This window comes from Arenibacter arenosicollis (genome assembly GCF_014397245.1).
GTDB classification, from domain to species: Bacteria; Bacteroidota; Bacteroidia; order Flavobacteriales; family Flavobacteriaceae; genus Arenibacter; species Arenibacter arenosicollis.
Genome location: NZ_JACLHY010000022.1, coordinates 1 through 18,207, shown reverse-complemented (window position 1 = coordinate 18,207; position 18,207 = coordinate 1). Strand labels below are relative to the sequence as shown.

The following is an 18,207-nucleotide window of genomic DNA, read 5'->3' as shown; positions in this document are numbered from 1 at the left end:
ATCTAAATATTTAGCAAATTTCTCCTCCTCCTATTTATGCAGGTAAAACATTTTATAAATGCCAAGAATAAATTAAGAAAAGTGATATATAAGATATTATATTGGAAGAATATTATTAAGTAAAATTGATATTATTGGGCTAATCTATCATATGTTTCATAACTTGGAGAAAACCGACCTTATCCATTCAAAAATATGAACTTCAAAATGTTCCTTCGCGTCTTTGGGATTATTGCCATTATTTTGACTGTTTTCCCTTTTATTCCAGTAGATCATTGGTTAATACGGGTTTTCGATTTTCCGCATTTACAGTTAACGTTATTGACATTGTTGGCGTTATTGACCTACTTCTTAAGGTTCGACTTAAAGAATATACAGGATTATATCTTCGTAATAGTGTTGTTTGGATGTTTCCTATTTCAAAGTATTAAAATTTATCCCTACACTGCTTTTGCCCCTTACGAAGTGCAAAACGCATCCAAGAACTCTTTAAAGTCCTTTTCTGTTTATACGGCAAATGTTTTGCAAACCAATGACAACTTTAAAGGCCTTTTAGAAGATACTAAAAAGCAGGATGCCGATATATTATTGTTCACCGAAACAGATAGAAAATGGGTAAATGAACTGACGAAAATTTTGGATAAATCATATCCGTATAAGATAGAAGTACCCAAAGACAACACGTACGGGATGCTTTTTTTTTCGAAATTTGAATTGTATGATAATAAAATCAAATATCTGATTGAAGATACCATTCCATCCATCCACACCAAAATTATACTCCCGTTCCAAGATACAATTCAACTTTTTGCTATTCATCCAGCACCTCCTATGCCTCAACACAACCCTTCATCAGTAGATCGCGATGCCGAAATGATGAAAATTACCAAATTGACCCGGTATTCCCCTTTTCCGGTAATTGTACTAGGCGATTTCAATGATGTAGCATGGTCAGAGACAACTGAATTGTTTCAAAAAATAAGTGGTCTTTTAGATTTACGGAAGGGGAGAGGGTTCTACAGTACGTTTAATGCCAAAAACTGGCTAATGCGTTGGCCACTGGATCATATTTTTACATCACCGGAATTCAGGGTAAAACAGGTATACCTTGGGGAAAAGTTTGGCTCCGACCACTTTCCATTTTTTACGGAATTAAGTTTTGAACCGCAGCTGGCGGGAGAGCAACGCTTAAAGCCACCAACTAAAGATGAGATAGACACCGCTTTTGATCAAATAGAGAAAGAAAAGGAAGAAGATTGAGTATTCTTAAATCTTAAAATAAGTGGTAGGAGCTAAATAACTTCTAGTTTTCCTCCAACTTTTCTTTTTCTTCCCCGCTTATAGCTAAAGGGTGGTCTTTAACACCTAATCCGACAATTTTTATGATATTGACCACGGTATTGTAAAGCATCAAAACCACTACGATCAAAGAGGCACTAATAAGAGCACTGATCGACATTGCAATATAATAGAGTGTAGAGAACCAGTTTGCTGGAACATTGTCAGATTCCGTAACAGGAAGGTTAAAAAGAAGAAAGGAAAGCAAGGATACCACGAATACAACAGTGTCGAATTTGGCGATTTGCAAAACATGATTATAATGGTCTTCTTTTAATTTTGATTTGCTCTCCGCACTTAAGCCCAGTAGAGTAAGTAAAAGTGCCAAAATGGTGGCCGAAGCTAAAACTATGGTGTTGCAAAGTGTATTAAGTCCCGCTAGTGAATTCTGTATTAATACTTTTGCTTCGTACCCACTTAAATTGCCCAGAAGAATTGACCCTGTTAATATAAAGAGTAGCGAAAATACGCCTCCCCAAATGGCCCTTTTAGTATAAGCGGATAATTCCATAATAATTTATTTGTAAAAGTTATTGCTGGTTGTGGCATGAAAAACCCTTTTTGGGAATCCCAGAAATTCTGATAAAGGCGCCAGTTTTGATTGTAATTTTTTAATAAGCCCTTTCACGAAAATCATGGGTAAATAATGGATCAACATCTCAGTAATAGAAAAAGGGGCAGCCCTCAAAACTAAGGGCCGCCCTAGTTTTACCTAAACAAGTTAATCTTTTAAATCTTCCAATGATTTAATTTGATTTAAATCAGCTTTAATTTTCATTAGTTGTTCTCGGATGATAGTGCCAACACTCATTGGCAATAATTCTTCTTTTAATACCTCCTCATACTCTTCAACTGCAGCCTTATCACCGCGAATGGCCTCTTCTAACATAGATTCGTCATTATCACCGGAAAAGAAGGCTTTAACGTCCATCCAAGCTCGATGCATGGTACCTGTAAAACTGCCATCATCATCAATTTCATCATAGTTAGCAACCAATTCGCGTTTTAAAGATTCGTTGAATTGCTTACGCTGATTTGATTTTCTGTCAAAAAAAGCCTTCAGCCCATGGCTTTCTGCATTTTCAGCCGCCTTTCTATAGCCCTTTTCGGCATCTCTATTTTTTTCAAGAATTTCTTCCAGTTGATCTACCAATTTTCTATTTTTTGTTTCCATCTATTAAGTGTTTTAGATTAAATTCATGTAAAGATACCGCCTGTAATTGCAAAAGATGGACTGTAATCATTTCAATATTAGCACATTCAGGTCGATAGTTGCTGTTAGTGTTTTTTAGGGGATTTATGGGGCAAGTATTAAGTTTAGTATTGTTTTTGGGGAACTGCAGGGATTATTTATTGGACACCTAGTTTGGTAGCTCAAAAAGAATTTCTAAGCAATTAGCTTATTAAGATGGCAGATATAACGAGGTAAGAAAAACACCGAGGTTCGAGCTATTTGTGAGGCATGATAGGAATGGTGCTTCTAATACTATTCTTCATAATTATATAGGAACAGGAAAAATGAAATATGGTATTTAATTAGTGTGGGCTCGCAATATCTCAGAAAAAGTCCCAGTTTCTCTGTAAAATTATTCTTTAACTATAGCTGAAGAGATGCTCCTAATCTTTATTCAGAATAAATTCGTTCTTGGCCAATTGTTTCCCATAGTTTACGGTACTGGCTTGAATAGCCTTACAAATAAGTTCGCATAATTGTTGATAGCTGGAAGGTTTTTTTAGATAACCATTAGCCCCGTATTTGTATGCATTTTCCACATCTCTTGGCGAAGCCGAAGTTGAATAAATGGTCACAAAACTATCATTCACTTTCAAGGTTTTACGAAGCTGCCGCAATATTTCCATTCCTGAAATTAGGGGCATGTTTAAATCTAAGAAAATATGGGTTGTAATTAAATTATCTAATTTCTGTATATATTCCAACAATTCCTGCCCGTTCTTGAACAGGACAAGATCGGACTGAAGGTTTAAACTCTGAAAGGCCTCGGCGAAGAGATCTCTATCGTCTTCGTCATCATCGACCAAAATTATTTTACTGGGAAAGGAATTTATTTTGGTCATTTATTCTTGTAGAATTGTTGACCAAAATACGAACATAAATTGGAATATTTCCAAGTGTCGTGAAGAATTTCTTACAAAGGTATAGGTTGCGTGATTTGGTGTAGGAATCAAAAATAAGTGCCTTGTTATTGAGGAAGATAGATCGTAAATATTGCACCTTGACCATCTGTTCCCGTAGCCTCTATTGCACCGTTGTGGTTAAGGATGATTTTCTTAACTATAGAAAGCCCCATCCCGGTACCTTCGTATTCGCTTTTGTCATGTAGGCGTTTAAAGACTTCGAATATTTTTTCAGCCTGTTCTTCCTCAAAGCCGATGCCGTTATCTTCTATAATAATTTTATGGTAGGCATTATTCTTATTTAGACTTAAACCTTCCAAATCCGTAAGCTTGGCCGTTTCTGTACTGATATTAATTACAGGAGGAATATTCTCTTTCGAAAATTTCAAGGCGTTACCTAACAAATTGCTAAAAACCTGACGCATTTGGAAAGGTATTGCTTGTACCTTGGGTAAACTGGAACTGCTCACTTTTGCACCTGAATTTTCTATTCGGCTAGATAGGTTTTCAACAACCTGGTTGAAGACCTCGTTGAGTTCTGTAGGCTCAAATTCCATCTGGTTTTCTTCTAATAGTGAGAAGGTCAAAAGATCGTCGATTAAAATACGCATACGACTTGCAGAGACCGAAATCTTTTCAAAATAATTCTTGCAAGTTTTGCTAAGGTTATCTTGCTCTTGTTCTAAAATTCGTGAGGTGTAAACCTGTATTTTACGCAATGGCTCTTGAAGATCATGGCTTGAAACGTAGGTAAAAGATTCCAGTTCCGCATTGGCGTATTCCAATTTTTTGACGGATTGATGTAATTTATCGTTAGCTTTTCTCAGAAGTTCCGTACGCTCCTTTACTAGTTCTTCCATTTCCTTTGAAAAGTTAACCAGCTTTTCTTTTGCCAAGAATTGATCGGTAACGTCTGTTACTGTAAGCATAACACCAGAAATTGAACCATCTACTTCTCTCAAAGGCAAGTAAATATAATCTACATAAAATTCGAATGTTTCGTTATCTTTAACAACGATGGCTTTGGACTCCTGTTTCTGTACAGTTTGGCCTGTTCTTAAAACCTTTGTAATTTGTCCCACATATTCTTGTCCTTCCAATTCGGGAAAGACCTCTATTAGCCTTTTTCCGATAACATTGTCCCAAGACCTCTTCCAAAAATGATTTAGCAATTTATTATTCGCCATTTCAATCACTAGGTTTTCACCCCTAAGGATGGCCATTGCAATTGGCGATTGCAGCACCAAGTTTTTAAATTGGCTCTCGTTCTCTTCCAATATATTACGCGCCACTACGTAATCAGTGACTTCGTTGGTGATAAACATGACCTCCAAAACATCATCTGAATGCTTGTTTAATGGATGTAGTATGAAATTGAAATATGCATTTACAATTTTTCCTTTGCGTTTTATGGGTAGAATCAATTCAGTTCCTAAGACCGACTCTCGATTTTTCAAGACCTCCTCGAAAAGCGGACTTACTCCATTCTCTATTTCTGGAAGCACCTCATAAAGTGGTTGACCCTCCAATTCCTCGGAGGTTTTATCAAGAATTGCCAATATAAAGGGATTTGCCATTTCCACAATACATTGCTCTCCTTTAAATATAGCTATACCCACAGGGGCATTATGGATAATATTCTTAAATCTATCCTTTTCATTTTTTATTTGTTGATTGGCCATCCGTAATTTTTCAGCCGATTTCTCTTGCTCAGTAACATCGTGCAATGTTCCATTAAAACGGTAGGCCTCACCACTACCGTTGAACCATGCCCGACCTAAAGCACGAACTATTTTTATTTCATGGGTCTTCTTGTTCTCAATGGAGTATGTAATGTCATATTTTCCCCCATTGACACCTTCCAGCGCTCGCTTTATGGCCTGTGTAACCCTATCCCTGTCCCTTGGGACCATGGCTTCCGTAGCCAAGGTCAATTCTATTTCATCTTCTGTAGAGATACCAAACCAACTTTTGAGCCTATCATTGCCATTAAATCTGTTGGTATGTGGGTTGTAATCCCATGTACCGAGTTCAGCAGCATCAATTGCGAATTTTAATAGATCTTCACTTTCCTCCAATCTTTGTAGGTTGAGTATTTCTTCGGTGGTTTCTGTGCAAGTCACCATAACTCCCTTTATATTTTCATCGTCAGCTAAAAGGGCACTATAACTAAATGTCCAATAAACATTCTCCATCTTCCCATTTCTGTAAATAGGTATCAACTGGTTTTTGTTCCATGTAGGTTTACCTGTCTTCAGGACCTGATCAATTAGTGGTTTGATGATTTCCCAAGTTTCGGGCCAGGCAACTTCAGCCTTTTCACCAAGTATGGATGGATGTTTTCCGTCCTTTCCCAAACTGGGCCTAAAAGCATCGTTATAAAAGCATATCAGATCTCTTCCCCAATAAATAAATTTCGGGAATGCTGTTTTCAATATATTACTTATCGATATTTTTAAGGACATGGGCCAATTTTCAGGCTTTCCCAAAGAATGGGAAGTCCAGTCCTTTTCATAAATGATTTGACCCATTTTGCCACCACCTTGAAGAAATTTGGGTATGCTCGAATTTATATCTATGCTCATAAATTTTCTTTTACGATAAAATCCAATTCCACGCCTATCTTTATTTCGTTTTCAAGTAAGGCTGTTATACAACTTTCCAAAATAGACTTCAAGGAGGAAAACGAAGATGGCTTTTTTACGTAAAGGCTGGCACCTAAACTTTTTACCCGATTAACCAATGGGTCCACAATCGATGTGGAGAATATGACGACAGGAAGATTCCTAAAACGAGGATTTTCACGGATTTTTTGTAAGCATTCTTCCCCACTCATCATTGGCATATTTAAATCCAGAAAAATAATTTGTGGAGGCTGGTTATTTTCATCTTTTATGAAATTAAATAATTCAATACCGCTGCCAAAAGTTACGACACGTGTTTTTGTGGGAATTTCCATTAACGCATCTTCGAACAGATCACGATCGTCCTCATCATCATCGATTAAGAATACATGGTAGGGATTATCGCACATAGAAATCAGTATTGAAAATGGACATCGAGATTAATAGAGTATTAAAGGATTTCCAAAAATATAATTTATCCTTTTGTTGAGCAAATTGCAATTCTTAAATAAACTATGAGGTCTTGAACAAGTTAATTTTTGATTCAAACGAGTCAACATACCATTTTAAAACTATGGATTTTCGGTAATAGCCGGAACATATGAGAAACTTCAGATTTTAAGATTTTTCTTAAAGCGCGTTCCAAAGAATATGAAGGAAAAATTTACGGTCTCTAAATATTAATGTTATGAAAATGGACTCAGAGCAAATTACAGTTAAACTTAATGCCCTTGTGCAAAAAAATAGTGATGCTGAAAAGGGTTTCGAAAAGGCTGCTGAAATTTCAAAAGCCAGTTCACTGAAGGAGTGGTTTACGGCAAAAGCCTTAGAAAGGAGAATGTTCAGGGAAGAACTCAAATTGGAACTCCATTCATTGGGACATCCCTGTGTTAAGACTCCTAGCCTAATTGGAGATTTCCACCGAGTTTGGATGGATGTAAAGGCGGCATTTTCATTGGATAATGATGAGGCAATGCTGGAGGAGGCCATCAGAGGCGAAAGGGCTGCCTTAGAGGAGTACAGCGACGTATTGGCCGCGACAACCCTGGGGCCTACCACAAAAGCTATTATAAGAGCACAACGTTCTAAAATAGAAAATGGTCTAGTTATCTTACATGCAATCGACAATATCGAGTTTCAGGAAGAATCTTAGCCAAATTTCATTTGATTGTTTCAGTTTCCTGGAATATTGATTTTGGCCCAATGTTTGGAATTTTTCCTACTTTTGGGATTAAATCCATTTTATCTAATGAATCACCAACAGTTCGATGCATTGCCCAGCAGATCTGGTATTTATAAATTCCAAGATAAAGAAGGAGTAGTAATTTATATTGGCAAAGCCAAGAATATTAAAAAACGGGTCCTTAGTCATTTTCAAAGCAAAGCGCAAAAGGAGATTGTTTTGTGCAACGCCACCTTCTCAATAGATTATGAACTGGCTGGAAACGAACTCATTGCACTTCTACTTGAATCGGACTTGATTCAAAAGCACATGCCCATCTATAATACCTTACAGAAAAAGTCCCATATCGCATACTATGTTTGTGCGGCTTATAATAAAATGGGCGTTCTACAATTGACTGTGGAAGAAATGCCACGATTACATGTGTCTTCTGAACTATTTTATACAAAAGGCGCTGCCAAAAAAAAGTTGGAACACCTGTGTGAAGAATTCAATCTCTGTCCCAAGTATTCAGGACTTCAACGCAAAAGTGGAAAATGTAACCATATCAAATTCCCGTTTTGCCAAGGAGTGTGTTGTGAAGAGGAGAATATTGGAAGTTATAATGAGCGTGCCAAAAGGGCAATCGCATCCTTAAAGGCCAACGCCGATAGTTATATAGTTCGAGAAAAAGGCAGGCGAAGCGGAGAACAGAGTTTAATTTTGGTATTGAACGGGGTTTATCAGGGTTTTAAATATATAGATAGTTCTCAACAGATTTGTGGTATTGAAGACCTTTTGGATTTAATGAATCCTCGTAAACATACATTTCATGTCGTTCAAATACTGAACACTTATCGAAAAAAGAATCGTTCCAAAATAATGTATTTAGAGGCCGAAACAATTATGGGATTATGACACCCAGGAATAGGTTCTTACAATCCAAGCATAAATAATAGTTTGTAAGGAAGAGTGACTATTGGATTATTTTTTAGCATGGAGTTTAAAAATTGAGAATTTGATAAAATTAAAAATATTATGATTCTATCGAATGGAATAATAAATGATCACAAAAACCTAATTTCATTTCTAAGTCTGGAAGGCTGATTTAGTGTAGCCTTTACTGAAGTTATGGCCAATGTCTTGCAATAAGAAAGGATTTTTAATAGTACCTTTAACAGAATTTCAATGAAGCGTGCTTTACACTAAATCCCATATTAAGGTATCCTTAGGCTATTTTTTATTGGCGGCATTACTAGGGGTGGTATTGCGTACATATGTAGTTGCCCCTATGCCGATTAATTACCGCTTTATTGTGCATACCCATTCCCATATAGCGCTTTTGGGATGGGTATATATTGCACTGACCACCTTGCTGTATCACCTTTTTTTAAAAAAGGAGGACCTGCAAGGTAAATATCGAGGGATTTTCTGGTTTACACAGTTATGTTTGTTAGGAATGTTGTTATCCTTTCCCTTTCAGGGATATGCCTTGTTTTCCATTGTTTTTTCCACCTTATTTTTATTGGCATCCTATTGGTTTACCGCTTTTTTTATAAAATACGCTCCTACTTCCATAAAGAATACTAAAGCCTATATCTGTGTAAGGGCAGCCCTATGGTTTATGATAGGTTCCAGTCTTGGACCTTGGGCCTTGGGTGCAATAATGACCATTTTGGGGCCCGAATCCATATGGTATAGATTGGCCATCTACTTTTACCTGCATTTTCAATATAACGGATGGATGATATTGGGACTGACGGGACTCCTTTTTTACCTGTTGGAAAAACATCAAATTATCATTTCTCCAAGGATTTTTAAATACTTTTTCTGGACCACCTTATTGGGTATAGTACTAAGCTTTTTCCTGTCTACCCTTTGGACAGGACCAGCATTGATATACTATATTTTGGGAGGGTTGGGCGCATTATTGCAATTGATCGGCTTCGGCATTTTATTAAAGATTTGTTATGGAAATAGGTTGGTATTGCAATCTGGTTTTTCCAAATTTCAATTTGGCATTTTAAAATTGGGGGCAATATTGTTATTTGTCAAAATGATGTTGCAATTGCTAACTGCCATGCCTTACTTTGCCAACTTGGCTTCAACGGTTTTGGATTTCACCATTGGTTATTTGCATTGGACCTTTTTAGGCGTCATTACTTTAGGTTTATTCTTCTTTTTGGAATTTTTCGGATTTATAAAGCTCTCCAAATCCAGCTATGTTGTTTATATACTGGGCTTTGCAATAACCGAATTGCTTATTTTTTATAAGGGCATGGCAGCCTGGTTGGGGTGGCCATTATTCGAAGCCTACCTAAAACTCTTGGTCTTGGGCAGTTCTCTAATTCCTATTGCTTTGATATTGATTCTTTGGCACTCCAAGGGTGATGGTGCAAAGTCAGGGATTTAAGCTCCCTTATTTCTATGCTGGTAAATCTGCATATAGAGCATGGTAGACATTTTTTGGGCCCTGTTTTTGGCAATCCATGCGACTTCTCCTTCAAATAGTTCATCAATGGTGGAAAACCATTCGTTTAACCAAAGGCCAAAATGCTCCGGAGTAATAGTGTGGTTCATTTTCTCGTCTACCTCCTGGTGAACAACAATGGGGTTTCCCATATATTTTCGTTGAAGCAATAATTGACTCTCCCAAAAATCGGTAAGCAACTCCAGGTGGCTGTCCCAATCTTTGATTATACCATTGAAAATGGGTCCCAATGTTGGGTGTTTTCTAATTTTGGCATAAAAACTAACCACTAAAAGATTAACATCCTGCCTCGTTTTTATTTCCGATTTTAATGACATAGTTTAAATTTAATTTCTTTGGGCAGATTACAAAGGTAGTTGGTTGCTTTTTTAGTTGGGGATAATTATACTTTTTTTGAAAGGCAATAGGTCTTCTTGGTATCTATAATTTCTACTTCTCGCCGGTCCCCTAATTAATTGGTTCCATAATCATTTTCCGTTATTACCTTAAAAACCATATTATGGAGATTCGAATTAACAGGGATTTGACAGGCCAATCTACTGTGAGCTGAGGCACCATGCAGTTTGGACAAGGTATGTTTTTCATCGTTCTGTATTTTTGCACTTAAAGTGCCTTCAAGAATTTGTATATGGCATGTTCCGCACCATGCCCTGCCTTTACAATCGCCCCATTCCTGCAGGTATTTGTCGAAAAGAAGATCCATTAGACTATGGTATTCGTTTAGCCTAAAATTGGCAGAACAAATATCCCCAAATTCGTCAATATAGGTAAAGGTGTACTTCTCCTGTTTCATTTGTTTTAAATAAGATTTCCAATTATGGTTAGGATACTGAAAACGATGCTTAAAACGAGTAAGTTAAAGGTTGTTTTAGTACTTAATTGGGCCAAAACCGCTGCATTATAGGCCATACAGAGGATGGTGACCAGGAAAAGTAATGTCAGTTTTATCGCCGTCGGCATATTATTCATGAGAAGTACCATGGCAGCAACAGATCCAATACAACTTTGCCCAATAATAGCAATGGTGGAATACCCCGTTTGTTCCCTTTCAAATTCGTTTAACAACTGATTATAGAGCTTCATAATCTTCATATTTATATTTTTACTCCCAAAACGTATCTGTATTATTATCCAAAAACTTGGTTTCTTTATGATGTTCCAAAATGAATTCCATTTGCTGTTTGGTGGCTACTTTCTGAATTTCATTGAACAGTACCCTTTCCTCAAATCGGATATGCTGTTCCAATTCTTCCTCTATACGGTTTAAAGACTTTTTTAACTCCAAAGAGCTATTGAATAACCGGTCCAGTCTTCTATGTTGGGCAATGGCTTTTTTGTCTAATTCATTATCGTTTCCCAATATGGGAAAGATGTATTTTTCCTCCTCTTTAAAATGTGGAATTAAATGGATTTTATAAAACCAGTCAGTGTAGTTTTTTATGCGATCCACTGAGATGCCTTTGGCAAAGCCAGTCCTAATTTTCCAAGATAACAGTAGTCCCTGATGATGGTCCCTGCTCAAGGGTTGCAAGGCCTGGTGTCTTTTAATAGGTTTGGTTTTCATAGTCACTATTTTTTAGTTATCGCCCAATGGTCCTGTTGGGCCTATTCTTGGTCATGGTATTCGTTAGTCCTTTGGTAAACAGGGACCAATACGGCACGGTCGGGGGGGGGGGACTTTTAAGTAAAGTCATAACCGGTACCGGATCGGTTTGCCTGTTTATTTCACTAATCATCTTGCCTATTGCTCTTTAGACTTTGATTTAATCATTTAATACTTTTTCCAATTCTATGGCTTTTGGGAAGAGAATGTTATTTTCCAAATGTATATGTTTGTGCAAATCCTCTTCAAATTCCTGTAGCAGGGAAAATGTTACACGGTAAGTGTTACAGGCGTCAGCTGGAGGGGTGTAATTATCACTTAATTCCGCGATTAGCCTAAAACGATCCCCTTCATTCTCATGTTCTTGCATCATCATTTGTATGGGATTCTGAATAGTGCCGAAATTTTGTTGGGCCAGTGGATTTCCTAAATGTTTGCTATGGAGCATTTTACGTACGGCAGGGAAAACAATTAGTTCCTCTTTTTTCATATGCATGGCAAGTTCTCCAGCACTCTTGTTGAAATGGGCTGTAATTTCCAACAGTTCTGAATGTCGCTCTCCATGAACTCGGCATAGTTTAGCCAAATATTGATTTAAAATAGGTATCTGCGCCTCTACGTAGCGGTGATGTTTTTTCTCTATATAGTCAGCAAGTAGGTCCAAGGGCCAAGTTTTGAAATCGATATTGTTATCGTTTGTTTGATGTTGTACCGTTTCAATTTCCTGCAACAAAAGATTCGCGTCCAGCTTATTTTTTTCGGCCACTTCTACTATGCTTCTGTTTCCCTTACAGCAAAAATCTATTTTATGATTTTTGAATATTTGGGCAGTGCGATAGTTTTCCGCTACTATTTCCCCTATACTTTTGGTCATTAAATTTTCCATGATTATTAATTGTTAAAATTTATATTACAATCTTTTGCCATTATGGCAACTGCTTCAAATTCTTCTAGTATGGTTAGACTGTGTTCCAATCCTGCAGGTACCAACATTGAGGATCCTTTCTCCAAAAGATATTCGGTATCCTTGGTGTTAAGTATGGCTTTACCCTTCTGGACAACAATTACCGCTTCTTTGGTACTGTGATGCTTAGGCATACCCATTCCGGCCAAGGCCTTAATTTGTAGGATTTTAAGATTTTCACCTACCTGCAGGTGCGTCAATTCTGGTCTGTTCAATACTTCCATAGTCTTCATATTTGTTGTTTATTCCCCAGTTTTGTTTTTCGGTTTCCGTCCACAAGGCCGGGAAAAATTTGCGTTGTTGATATTTTGGGTGTAGGTATTTTTTCCATTCAGAGCCGCCTGTAGCTGCTTTGTTTTGACCTTTTTTATCCAAATAATGTTCGGCGGTATGTAAATGGACCAATGGCCATTCAATATTGTAAAGCTTGTCAAAAGTGCGAAGTCTAATTCTTAGGGCATCGGGAATATAGGGTAGTTGTTCCAACTTGTCCTCTAGGGTGTTGCCTATTAAATTATTGGCGGATTCAATATACCGTTTAAGATACTTTTACTCAAAAAGTTGTAATGTCAATGTTTTTTCGCCGGTTTTGGGGTTGGTTCCTGCATCCTTCCAATAGACATGTTCCAAACATTCCCTTAAATCCGGATTATTGGATAAATGGTTTTTTTTCCTAATACTGATTAGGTTGGTCAATGACGTACAATGAAGTTCTATAAACCTAAATTGTGCCGATTGAAAACCACTCGCCGGGGTAAGGGTAGTACGAAATGTATTATAATCGTCATAGTCCATGCCCACCGTCATAATATCAAAGGAATTGATCAATATAGTGGTTTATTTTATAAGTCGATCCAGTTTGGTTGTAAGGAATTTAGTGGTAGGGTTGGTTTCCGCCACTATTTGCTGCAGTTCGTGCAGCATCATTTTTATATAAAGTTCGGTTGCCTGATGGTACATAATAAAAATGGACTCATCATTAAAATTGGTACGTGGTTTTTGAAGGGAGAGTAAGGTGTCCACTTCAACGTAATCCCAATAGGTGATTGGTTTTGAATGGAGAAGACCTTGAAGATAGGTGGCCGGATTCTCTCCAAGGGATTGGTATTTTTCTGTTATTTTTTGGATAATGTCCATCACAGTTTAGGTTTTATATATATTAATTCCGTAAATAAATAAGGTTGTTACTTTGACCACCTCTAGACCTACATAATATAAATGGGCGTTGGATATTGGAACAGGATTATTTTCAATGATCGCTATAGCCCTTGCGTCCAAAATGGGTAGGAGAATTAAGGTTTGAAAAATTAGAATGGCCAATGGAATAAGGAAAAAGAGATTTCTCCATAAAAAAATCTTCTTGGAAGTCCTGTATAAAGTAAGTAAAATGATAGTGGCAAGGACCAATTCCACTTTGTTCAGTGCATTGAACACTAATTTACCTATGCCCAGTCCCACGGACAGCGTTAATGTAGGTTCTTGAAATTTTAACCAAGCCTCCATAAAGCTAATAGCCCCTACAAATCCAATCCACAAAAAAACAGAAGCTAGTATGTACAGATTATTTGTTGTTGCCTTCATATAAAGATTTTAATACCTTTTTATCCTTTTATAGTTAAAAATTTTATCTTTTCAGATGGGTCAGACCAATATCCAAGCCTGTGGCCAATTCATACAAGCTGGTATTTTGTAGCATTATCTTTAGATTGTCCCGAACTACCACAAATTTATGATGAACGGGACAAGGTTGTCTGGCATCACATTGTTTTAATCCTAGACCGCAGCCATTGAAAATATTATCGCCGTCTATGGCATGCACTATATCATGTAATTTAATGGTATCAATTCTTGATTCTTCGATCTGAAAGCCACCCGTTGGACCCTTGTGGGAGTCTATAATGCCACTCTTGGCCAAAGACTGTAATATCTTAGCAGTAAATGCTACCGGTGAATTCACTTCTTCCGCAATCTCTTTAAGGCTTACACGTTCTTTGTGCATAGACTTAACAGCTATATATATGGTGGCTTTTATTCCGTATTCGCAGGCTTTGGAAAACATAGTTACTCTAAGTTTGATAGGAACAAATATAAGTCTTATTCTTATTTCGGACAAATTTATCCTAAATAAAATGAATTTCGACTGTCAATCTCGTTTTTTACATTTTTTGTTTAAACCCAAATTTTAAAGTTCATGATATTTGTCATCTTTTTATGTTTGTATTATGCCCTATCTTTGTCCGGAATGTTAAAAAAAAAAGCAGACCTTGATTATAAAAGGAGCTTTGTTAATATTATTGTAGTCTTATATTTGGGCTGTAATTTTCAATTATAAAAAAATATAATGAAACAAGTAGTTCTGTTTGTTGCATTGATCATGCTGATAAAGCCACTTTGGCCTTTAGCAGAATATGCGGTAAATTATGACTACATAGTAGAGAATCTTTGTGAAAATAGGGATACTCCTTCCTTACATTGTGATGGTAAATGTTATTTGGCGAAACAATTGGCCAAAGAATCGGAAGGGAGCGATAAAAATCCGTTTGAAGGCAAGCGGTTCAATTTGGAAATCCAGTACATATCTTCATTCGAACCATTAATGGTTTTTGGAACTGGTAATGAATACGGAAATAGCATTCAGGATAACTTTAAAAGAGCCCAGATGCTAATTTCTGGGTTATACACTACAGATATTGCACAGCCTCCCGAGCTGGTATAATTCAATTATCGCCTTGGTAGTCATGGAATTATTGTAATTCCCATGTCACTATTTTGGCTTCCTAAATGAATTGTATTATCTAAAATTTAAACATGTGAAAATTATTGGATGTGCCCATAAAGTATGCTTAATACTTATGGCAAAGAGCAAACCTATATCCAGGTGGGTGCTTTTGTTAGGGAAATTACTTTTACCTATTTACAATGGCGCACAGGAATTGGTTTTGCAAAAGGATTCGATTATCACGATCAACTTGGACGAAGTTATCCTGATATCGGCAAGAAAGACTTTGGATTACCATCGCCAGCCGAAACCCTTATCAACCTTGGACGAATATTTGGAATCGTCAAAAAAAGTGGATATGGTGAAAAGGGGTGCCTATGCCTGGGAACCTACTTTGAACAATATGTTCTCTGAACGTCTTTCGGTTACCATAGATGGCATGAGGATTTTTGGCGCATGTACGGACAAGATGGATCCCATAACTTCTTATGTGGATGTGTCCAATTTGTCAAAGGCCCACATAGCTTCTGGACAACAAGGGGCCGAACACGGTACTACCATTGGTGGCGCCATTAATTTGGAGCTGGATAGGGGTAATTTTAAGGAGACTGGATTATACGGCGGATTGGAGACCGGTTTTGAAAGCAACAACCAGATGAGTGTTGTTGGGGCCGAGCTTAATTATTCTGATTCCAATTTCTATGTGGATACGGATATTATTTATCGCAAGGCAGAAAATTATTTTGCAGGCGGTGATGAAGAAGTTCAGTTTTCCCAATTTGAAAAATATAATGTTTCAGCCAGTGGCGGTTATAAAATCGCCGAAGATCAGGCACTAACAGGGAGTCTTATATTTGATGAGGCCAGGGATGTAGGTTATCCCGCATTAACTATGGATGTTTCTTTGGCCAGGGCCATCATTGCATCCATTGGTTTTGAACAAGATGATTTATGGGGCAGTTTAAGTAATTGGAAATCCAAGGTGTATTTTAATAAGGTTACCCATGTTATGGATGATACCAAAAGGCCCGATGTGCCCATTCATATGGATATGCCCGGTTGGAGCGATACCTATGGATTCTTCTCACAAGCCCTCTTAAAGCTTAAAAAGCATCAATTTTTGTTCAAAGCAGATGGTTATTACAATAAGTCGTTGGCAGAAATGACAATGTATCCCAACGACCCTGATGAGTTGCCCATGTTTATGCTCACTTGGCCCGATGTGCGTACTGCCAATGCTGGGGTCTATGCGGAAGATGAGCTAAATTTAAATGGTAGCTTTTTAAAAATAGCCACCAGAATGGCCGTGCAGAATCAGAACGTTGCGGACGAATTTGGATTGAATAGTCTAAGGATTTTTTATCCTGATATGGAAACATCCAAAACACGCTTCCTGAAAAGTATTTCTGGCCAATGGCATAAAATGTGGATGCCCTGGCATTTCAATGCCGGACTATCCTATGGGGATAGGGCGCCATCCGTTACCGAGGGATATGGGTTTTATTTGTTCAATAGCTTTGATAACCATGATTATATTGGGAATCCGGGACTTGCCAATGAAAAATCGATGGAGGCCAATACCAAGATTACTTGGGAGAAGTCCAAATTTAAGGTGAGCGCGGAGGCCAATTATTTCCACATTAAAGATTATATCATTGGAGAGGTCGATCCTTCCCTTAGTGTAATGACCATTGGTGCGGATGGGGTCAAGATTTATAAAAATTTGGAGTATGCCAATTTGTTCAATACTTCGTTGGATATGGAATACACAGTTCTGCCAGAATTGAAATGGTCAGGATTAATCTCCTATCATCTAGGCACGGACAATAATCAGGAGAATATTCCATTTATTAGTCCATTTTCATATCGTTCAGGTCTTCAATATAACAGCAAATTATTTTCTGCCGGTTTAAGGATAACCGGGGCAGCAAAACAAGTTAACTATAACCCGGATTTTGGGGAGGATCAAACACAGGCATATACAGTTTGTTCCTTGACCTTTGGAAAAACCTTCAATTTTAACAACGATTCAATGTATGCGAAATTCGGGATGGAGAATATTTTTGATGAAAATTACTCCACTTACACCGATTGGAAGAACATTCCACGTATGGGAAGAAATTTCTTCTTAACACTTTCTTATTCAATAAATTAATTTTAATAATAAACAAAATGAAAACAATAAAACCATTTATAGTAATATTCATAGTAGCCTTGGTATTAAGTTCTTGTACATCAGACGGGGACGATTCGCCGAAAATTGAGGAAAATCCAATGGCAGAATTTAATTTGCTTGCAAACATCGAGGCCAACGGTCACAGTTTGCAGCTATATTCTGAGGGTAAGAATGGTTTTACTACCGGATACAATGAAATCTTCGTACGTATTAAAGACAACGCCGATGAAAGCTATTTTGCCGATCCGGAAATTACATGGATGCCTGTCATGCACATGATGAGTATGAATCATTCATGTCCAAAATCGGACCTGAATATTACGGAAGAAAACAATACGGTTTCAAAGGGGTACCTTGTATTTCAAATGGCAGGAAATACGGATGAATTTTGGGACATAACTTTTACATATACAGTGGAGGGTAAGGAGTATTCTTTGACGGAAACCATTGATGTTGTAGCTCCCAGCGATGGTAAACAAAAGGTAAGTTCGTTTATGGGGAGTGATGATGTAAGGTATGTCTTGGCCATGGCAGAACCCTTAGACCCGCAAGTTGCCGTTAACGATATACAGGCAATGTTGTTTAAAATGGAAAATATGATGAGCTTTCCCGCAGTTGAAAATTACACTATTGCACTTGATCCACGTATGCCAGGTATGGGTAATCACAGTTCCCCCAACAATGAGGATTTAACCTATGATACCGCTGCCAAAAGTTATAAAGGAAAACTTTCTTTGACAATGACGGGGTATTGGAAGCTTAATTTGAAGTTGTTTAATGGCTCTGGAGAAGTGTTGAAAGGCGAAGATGTTACAGAGGAAAACGAAGCCAGTAGTTTGTATTTTGAATTGGAGTTTTAGACAAAACTTTGAGACGTCCTAAAATAGGTTGACGGTTTTTAAAGAATATATATTAGACCTGTGAAGTTAACTTCACAGGTTTTTTGTTATGTATAAAATTAGGTGTTTTATAATTAAGGCTCAAATGTGGTCTT

The 18,207-nt window shown here is 37.3% G+C and carries 21 protein-coding genes and 1 pseudogene; 7 read left to right on the top strand and 15 right to left on the bottom strand.

Annotated elements, in window-relative coordinates:
• The first annotated feature begins 195 nt into the window (after nt 1-195).
• On the top strand, nt 196-1,260 hold the full coding sequence (locus H4O18_RS17395) for an endonuclease/exonuclease/phosphatase family protein (RefSeq protein WP_187586952.1): 1,065 nt from the start codon (nt 196-198) through the stop codon (nt 1,258-1,260).
• A 43-nt stretch (nt 1,261-1,303) separates the two neighbouring features.
• Here the strand turns inward: H4O18_RS17395 and H4O18_RS17390 are convergent, their stop codons facing one another.
• The 5 genes from H4O18_RS17390 to H4O18_RS17370 all read right to left on the bottom strand — a co-directional run bounded on the left by H4O18_RS17390 (nt 1,304) and on the right by H4O18_RS17370 (nt 6,508).
• Entirely contained in the window at nt 1,304-1,849 is a 546-nt protein-coding gene (locus tag H4O18_RS17390) for a hypothetical protein (protein ID WP_187586950.1), read from the bottom strand.
• Between the two features lie 210 nt (nt 1,850-2,059).
• A complete protein-coding gene (locus tag H4O18_RS17385) occupies nt 2,060-2,512 on the bottom strand; it encodes a ferritin-like domain-containing protein (RefSeq protein WP_187586949.1) in 453 nt (150 codons plus the stop codon).
• A gap of 443 nt (nt 2,513-2,955) precedes the next feature.
• Nucleotides 2,956-3,414 carry a response regulator gene (locus H4O18_RS17380; protein WP_187586947.1) on the bottom strand — a complete coding sequence of 153 codons (459 nt, stop codon included), beginning with the start codon at nt 3,412-3,414 and terminating at the stop codon, nt 2,956-2,958.
• A 125-nt stretch (nt 3,415-3,539) separates the two neighbouring features.
• The gene (locus tag H4O18_RS17375) at nt 3,540-6,059 is read right to left on the bottom strand and encodes a PAS domain-containing protein (protein ID WP_187586945.1); all 2,520 of its coding nucleotides are present in this window, start codon (nt 6,057-6,059) and stop codon (nt 3,540-3,542) included.
• Nucleotides 6,056-6,508 (bottom strand): response regulator, encoded by a 453-nt coding sequence (locus H4O18_RS17370; RefSeq protein WP_187586935.1) that lies wholly within the window; start codon nt 6,506-6,508, stop codon nt 6,056-6,058. The genes H4O18_RS17375 and H4O18_RS17370 overlap by 4 nt, the downstream gene beginning before the upstream one ends.
• Nucleotides 6,509-6,786: 278 nt before the next feature.
• Between H4O18_RS17370 and H4O18_RS17365 the strand changes: the two genes are divergently transcribed.
• The 3 genes from H4O18_RS17365 to H4O18_RS17355 all read left to right on the top strand — a co-directional run bounded on the left by H4O18_RS17365 (nt 6,787) and on the right by H4O18_RS17355 (nt 9,673).
• A complete protein-coding gene (locus tag H4O18_RS17365) occupies nt 6,787-7,251 on the top strand; it encodes a ferritin-like domain-containing protein (RefSeq protein ID WP_187586933.1) in 465 nt (154 codons plus the stop codon).
• A gap of 96 nt (nt 7,252-7,347) precedes the next feature.
• Nucleotides 7,348-8,178, top strand: a complete 831-nt coding sequence (locus tag H4O18_RS17360) for a GIY-YIG nuclease family protein (protein ID WP_187586914.1) — start codon at nt 7,348-7,350, stop codon at nt 8,176-8,178.
• A 277-nt stretch (nt 8,179-8,455) separates the two neighbouring features.
• On the top strand, nt 8,456-9,673 hold the full coding sequence (locus tag H4O18_RS17355) for a hypothetical protein (RefSeq protein WP_187586912.1): 1,218 nt from the start codon (nt 8,456-8,458) through the stop codon (nt 9,671-9,673).
• Here H4O18_RS17355 and H4O18_RS17350 read toward each other — a convergent pair.
• The 10 genes and pseudogenes from H4O18_RS17350 to H4O18_RS17310 all read right to left on the bottom strand — a co-directional run bounded on the left by H4O18_RS17350 (nt 9,670) and on the right by H4O18_RS17310 (nt 14,377).
• Nucleotides 9,670-10,068 (bottom strand): group III truncated hemoglobin, encoded by a 399-nt coding sequence (locus tag H4O18_RS17350; protein ID WP_187586910.1) that lies wholly within the window; start codon nt 10,066-10,068, stop codon nt 9,670-9,672. The genes H4O18_RS17355 and H4O18_RS17350 overlap by 4 nt on opposite strands.
• Before the next feature lie 134 nt (nt 10,069-10,202).
• Complete coding sequence (locus tag H4O18_RS17345; RefSeq protein ID WP_187586908.1) at nt 10,203-10,544, bottom strand: 2Fe-2S iron-sulfur cluster-binding protein; 342 nt, start codon at nt 10,542-10,544, stop codon at nt 10,203-10,205.
• Nucleotides 10,545-10,549: 5 nt separating this feature from the next.
• Nucleotides 10,550-10,834, bottom strand: coding sequence for a hypothetical protein (locus H4O18_RS17340; protein ID WP_187586906.1), 285 nt, complete (start codon nt 10,832-10,834; stop codon nt 10,550-10,552).
• A 19-nt stretch (nt 10,835-10,853) separates the two neighbouring features.
• Nucleotides 10,854-11,315 carry a hemerythrin domain-containing protein gene (locus H4O18_RS17335; protein WP_187586904.1) on the bottom strand — a complete coding sequence of 154 codons (462 nt, stop codon included), beginning with the start codon at nt 11,313-11,315 and terminating at the stop codon, nt 10,854-10,856.
• A gap of 199 nt (nt 11,316-11,514) precedes the next feature.
• A complete protein-coding gene (gene ric / locus H4O18_RS17330; RefSeq protein ID WP_187586902.1) occupies nt 11,515-12,240 on the bottom strand; it encodes an iron-sulfur cluster repair di-iron protein in 726 nt (241 codons plus the stop codon).
• 5 nt (nt 12,241-12,245) lie between these two features.
• The gene (locus H4O18_RS17325) at nt 12,246-12,542 is read right to left on the bottom strand and encodes a cupin domain-containing protein (protein ID WP_187587050.1); all 297 of its coding nucleotides are present in this window, start codon (nt 12,540-12,542) and stop codon (nt 12,246-12,248) included.
• A complete protein-coding gene (locus H4O18_RS22535) occupies nt 12,496-12,804 on the bottom strand; it encodes a hypothetical protein (protein ID WP_343065476.1) in 309 nt (102 codons plus the stop codon). The genes H4O18_RS17325 and H4O18_RS22535 overlap by 47 nt, the downstream gene beginning before the upstream one ends.
• Nucleotides 12,805-12,867: 63 nt before the next feature.
• Nucleotides 12,868-13,455: pseudogene (locus tag H4O18_RS22530) on the bottom strand (tryptophan 2,3-dioxygenase family protein).
• A gap of 6 nt (nt 13,456-13,461) precedes the next feature.
• Nucleotides 13,462-13,899, bottom strand: a complete 438-nt coding sequence (locus H4O18_RS17315) for a hypothetical protein (RefSeq protein ID WP_187586900.1) — start codon at nt 13,897-13,899, stop codon at nt 13,462-13,464.
• Between the two features lie 43 nt (nt 13,900-13,942).
• Entirely contained in the window at nt 13,943-14,377 is a 435-nt protein-coding gene (locus tag H4O18_RS17310) for an RrF2 family transcriptional regulator (RefSeq protein ID WP_187586898.1), read from the bottom strand.
• Between the two features lie 282 nt (nt 14,378-14,659).
• Here H4O18_RS17310 and H4O18_RS17305 point away from each other — a divergent pair, with 282 nt between their 5' ends.
• From H4O18_RS17305 to H4O18_RS17295, 3 genes are all read left to right on the top strand, one after another.
• A complete protein-coding gene (locus tag H4O18_RS17305; protein ID WP_187586896.1) occupies nt 14,660-15,034 on the top strand; it encodes a hypothetical protein in 375 nt (124 codons plus the stop codon).
• 136 nt (nt 15,035-15,170) lie between these two features.
• On the top strand, nt 15,171-17,192 hold the full coding sequence (locus tag H4O18_RS17300) for a TonB-dependent receptor domain-containing protein (protein ID WP_246474388.1): 2,022 nt from the start codon (nt 15,171-15,173) through the stop codon (nt 17,190-17,192).
• A 17-nt stretch (nt 17,193-17,209) separates the two neighbouring features.
• Nucleotides 17,210-18,073, top strand: a complete 864-nt coding sequence (locus H4O18_RS17295) for a hypothetical protein (protein ID WP_187586894.1) — start codon at nt 17,210-17,212, stop codon at nt 18,071-18,073.
• The last annotated feature ends 134 nt before the right edge of the window (nt 18,074-18,207 follow it).

Coding starts and splice junctions, on each gene's coding strand:
- H4O18_RS17395 (WP_187586952.1), top strand. CDS start 196: ATGAACTTCAAAATGTTCCTTCGCGTCTTTGGGATTATTGCCATTATT.
- H4O18_RS17390 (WP_187586950.1), bottom strand. CDS start 1,849: ATGGAATTATCCGCTTATACTAAAAGGGCCATTTGGGGAGGCGTATTT.
- H4O18_RS17385 (WP_187586949.1), bottom strand. CDS start 2,512: ATGGAAACAAAAAATAGAAAATTGGTAGATCAACTGGAAGAAATTCTT.
- H4O18_RS17380 (WP_187586947.1), bottom strand. CDS start 3,414: ATGACCAAAATAAATTCCTTTCCCAGTAAAATAATTTTGGTCGATGAT.
- H4O18_RS17375 (WP_187586945.1), bottom strand. CDS start 6,059: ATGAGCATAGATATAAATTCGAGCATACCCAAATTTCTTCAAGGTGGT.
- H4O18_RS17370 (WP_187586935.1), bottom strand. CDS start 6,508: ATGTGCGATAATCCCTACCATGTATTCTTAATCGATGATGATGAGGAC.
- H4O18_RS17365 (WP_187586933.1), top strand. CDS start 6,787: ATGAAAATGGACTCAGAGCAAATTACAGTTAAACTTAATGCCCTTGTG.
- H4O18_RS17360 (WP_187586914.1), top strand. CDS start 7,348: ATGAATCACCAACAGTTCGATGCATTGCCCAGCAGATCTGGTATTTAT.
- H4O18_RS17350 (WP_187586910.1), bottom strand. CDS start 10,068: ATGTCATTAAAATCGGAAATAAAAACGAGGCAGGATGTTAATCTTTTA.
- H4O18_RS17345 (WP_187586908.1), bottom strand. CDS start 10,544: ATGAAACAGGAGAAGTACACCTTTACCTATATTGACGAATTTGGGGAT.
- H4O18_RS17340 (WP_187586906.1), bottom strand. CDS start 10,834: ATGAAGCTCTATAATCAGTTGTTAAACGAATTTGAAAGGGAACAAACG.
- H4O18_RS17335 (WP_187586904.1), bottom strand. CDS start 11,315: ATGAAAACCAAACCTATTAAAAGACACCAGGCCTTGCAACCCTTGAGC.
- ric (WP_187586902.1), bottom strand. CDS start 12,240: ATGGAAAATTTAATGACCAAAAGTATAGGGGAAATAGTAGCGGAAAAC.
- H4O18_RS17325 (WP_187587050.1), bottom strand. CDS start 12,542: ATGGAAGTATTGAACAGACCAGAATTGACGCACCTGCAGGTAGGTGAA.
- H4O18_RS17315 (WP_187586900.1), bottom strand. CDS start 13,899: ATGAAGGCAACAACAAATAATCTGTACATACTAGCTTCTGTTTTTTTG.
- H4O18_RS17310 (WP_187586898.1), bottom strand. CDS start 14,377: ATGTTTTCCAAAGCCTGCGAATACGGAATAAAAGCCACCATATATATA.
- H4O18_RS17305 (WP_187586896.1), top strand. CDS start 14,660: ATGAAACAAGTAGTTCTGTTTGTTGCATTGATCATGCTGATAAAGCCA.
- H4O18_RS17300 (WP_246474388.1), top strand. CDS start 15,171: ATGGCAAAGAGCAAACCTATATCCAGGTGGGTGCTTTTGTTAGGGAAA.
- H4O18_RS17295 (WP_187586894.1), top strand. CDS start 17,210: ATGAAAACAATAAAACCATTTATAGTAATATTCATAGTAGCCTTGGTA.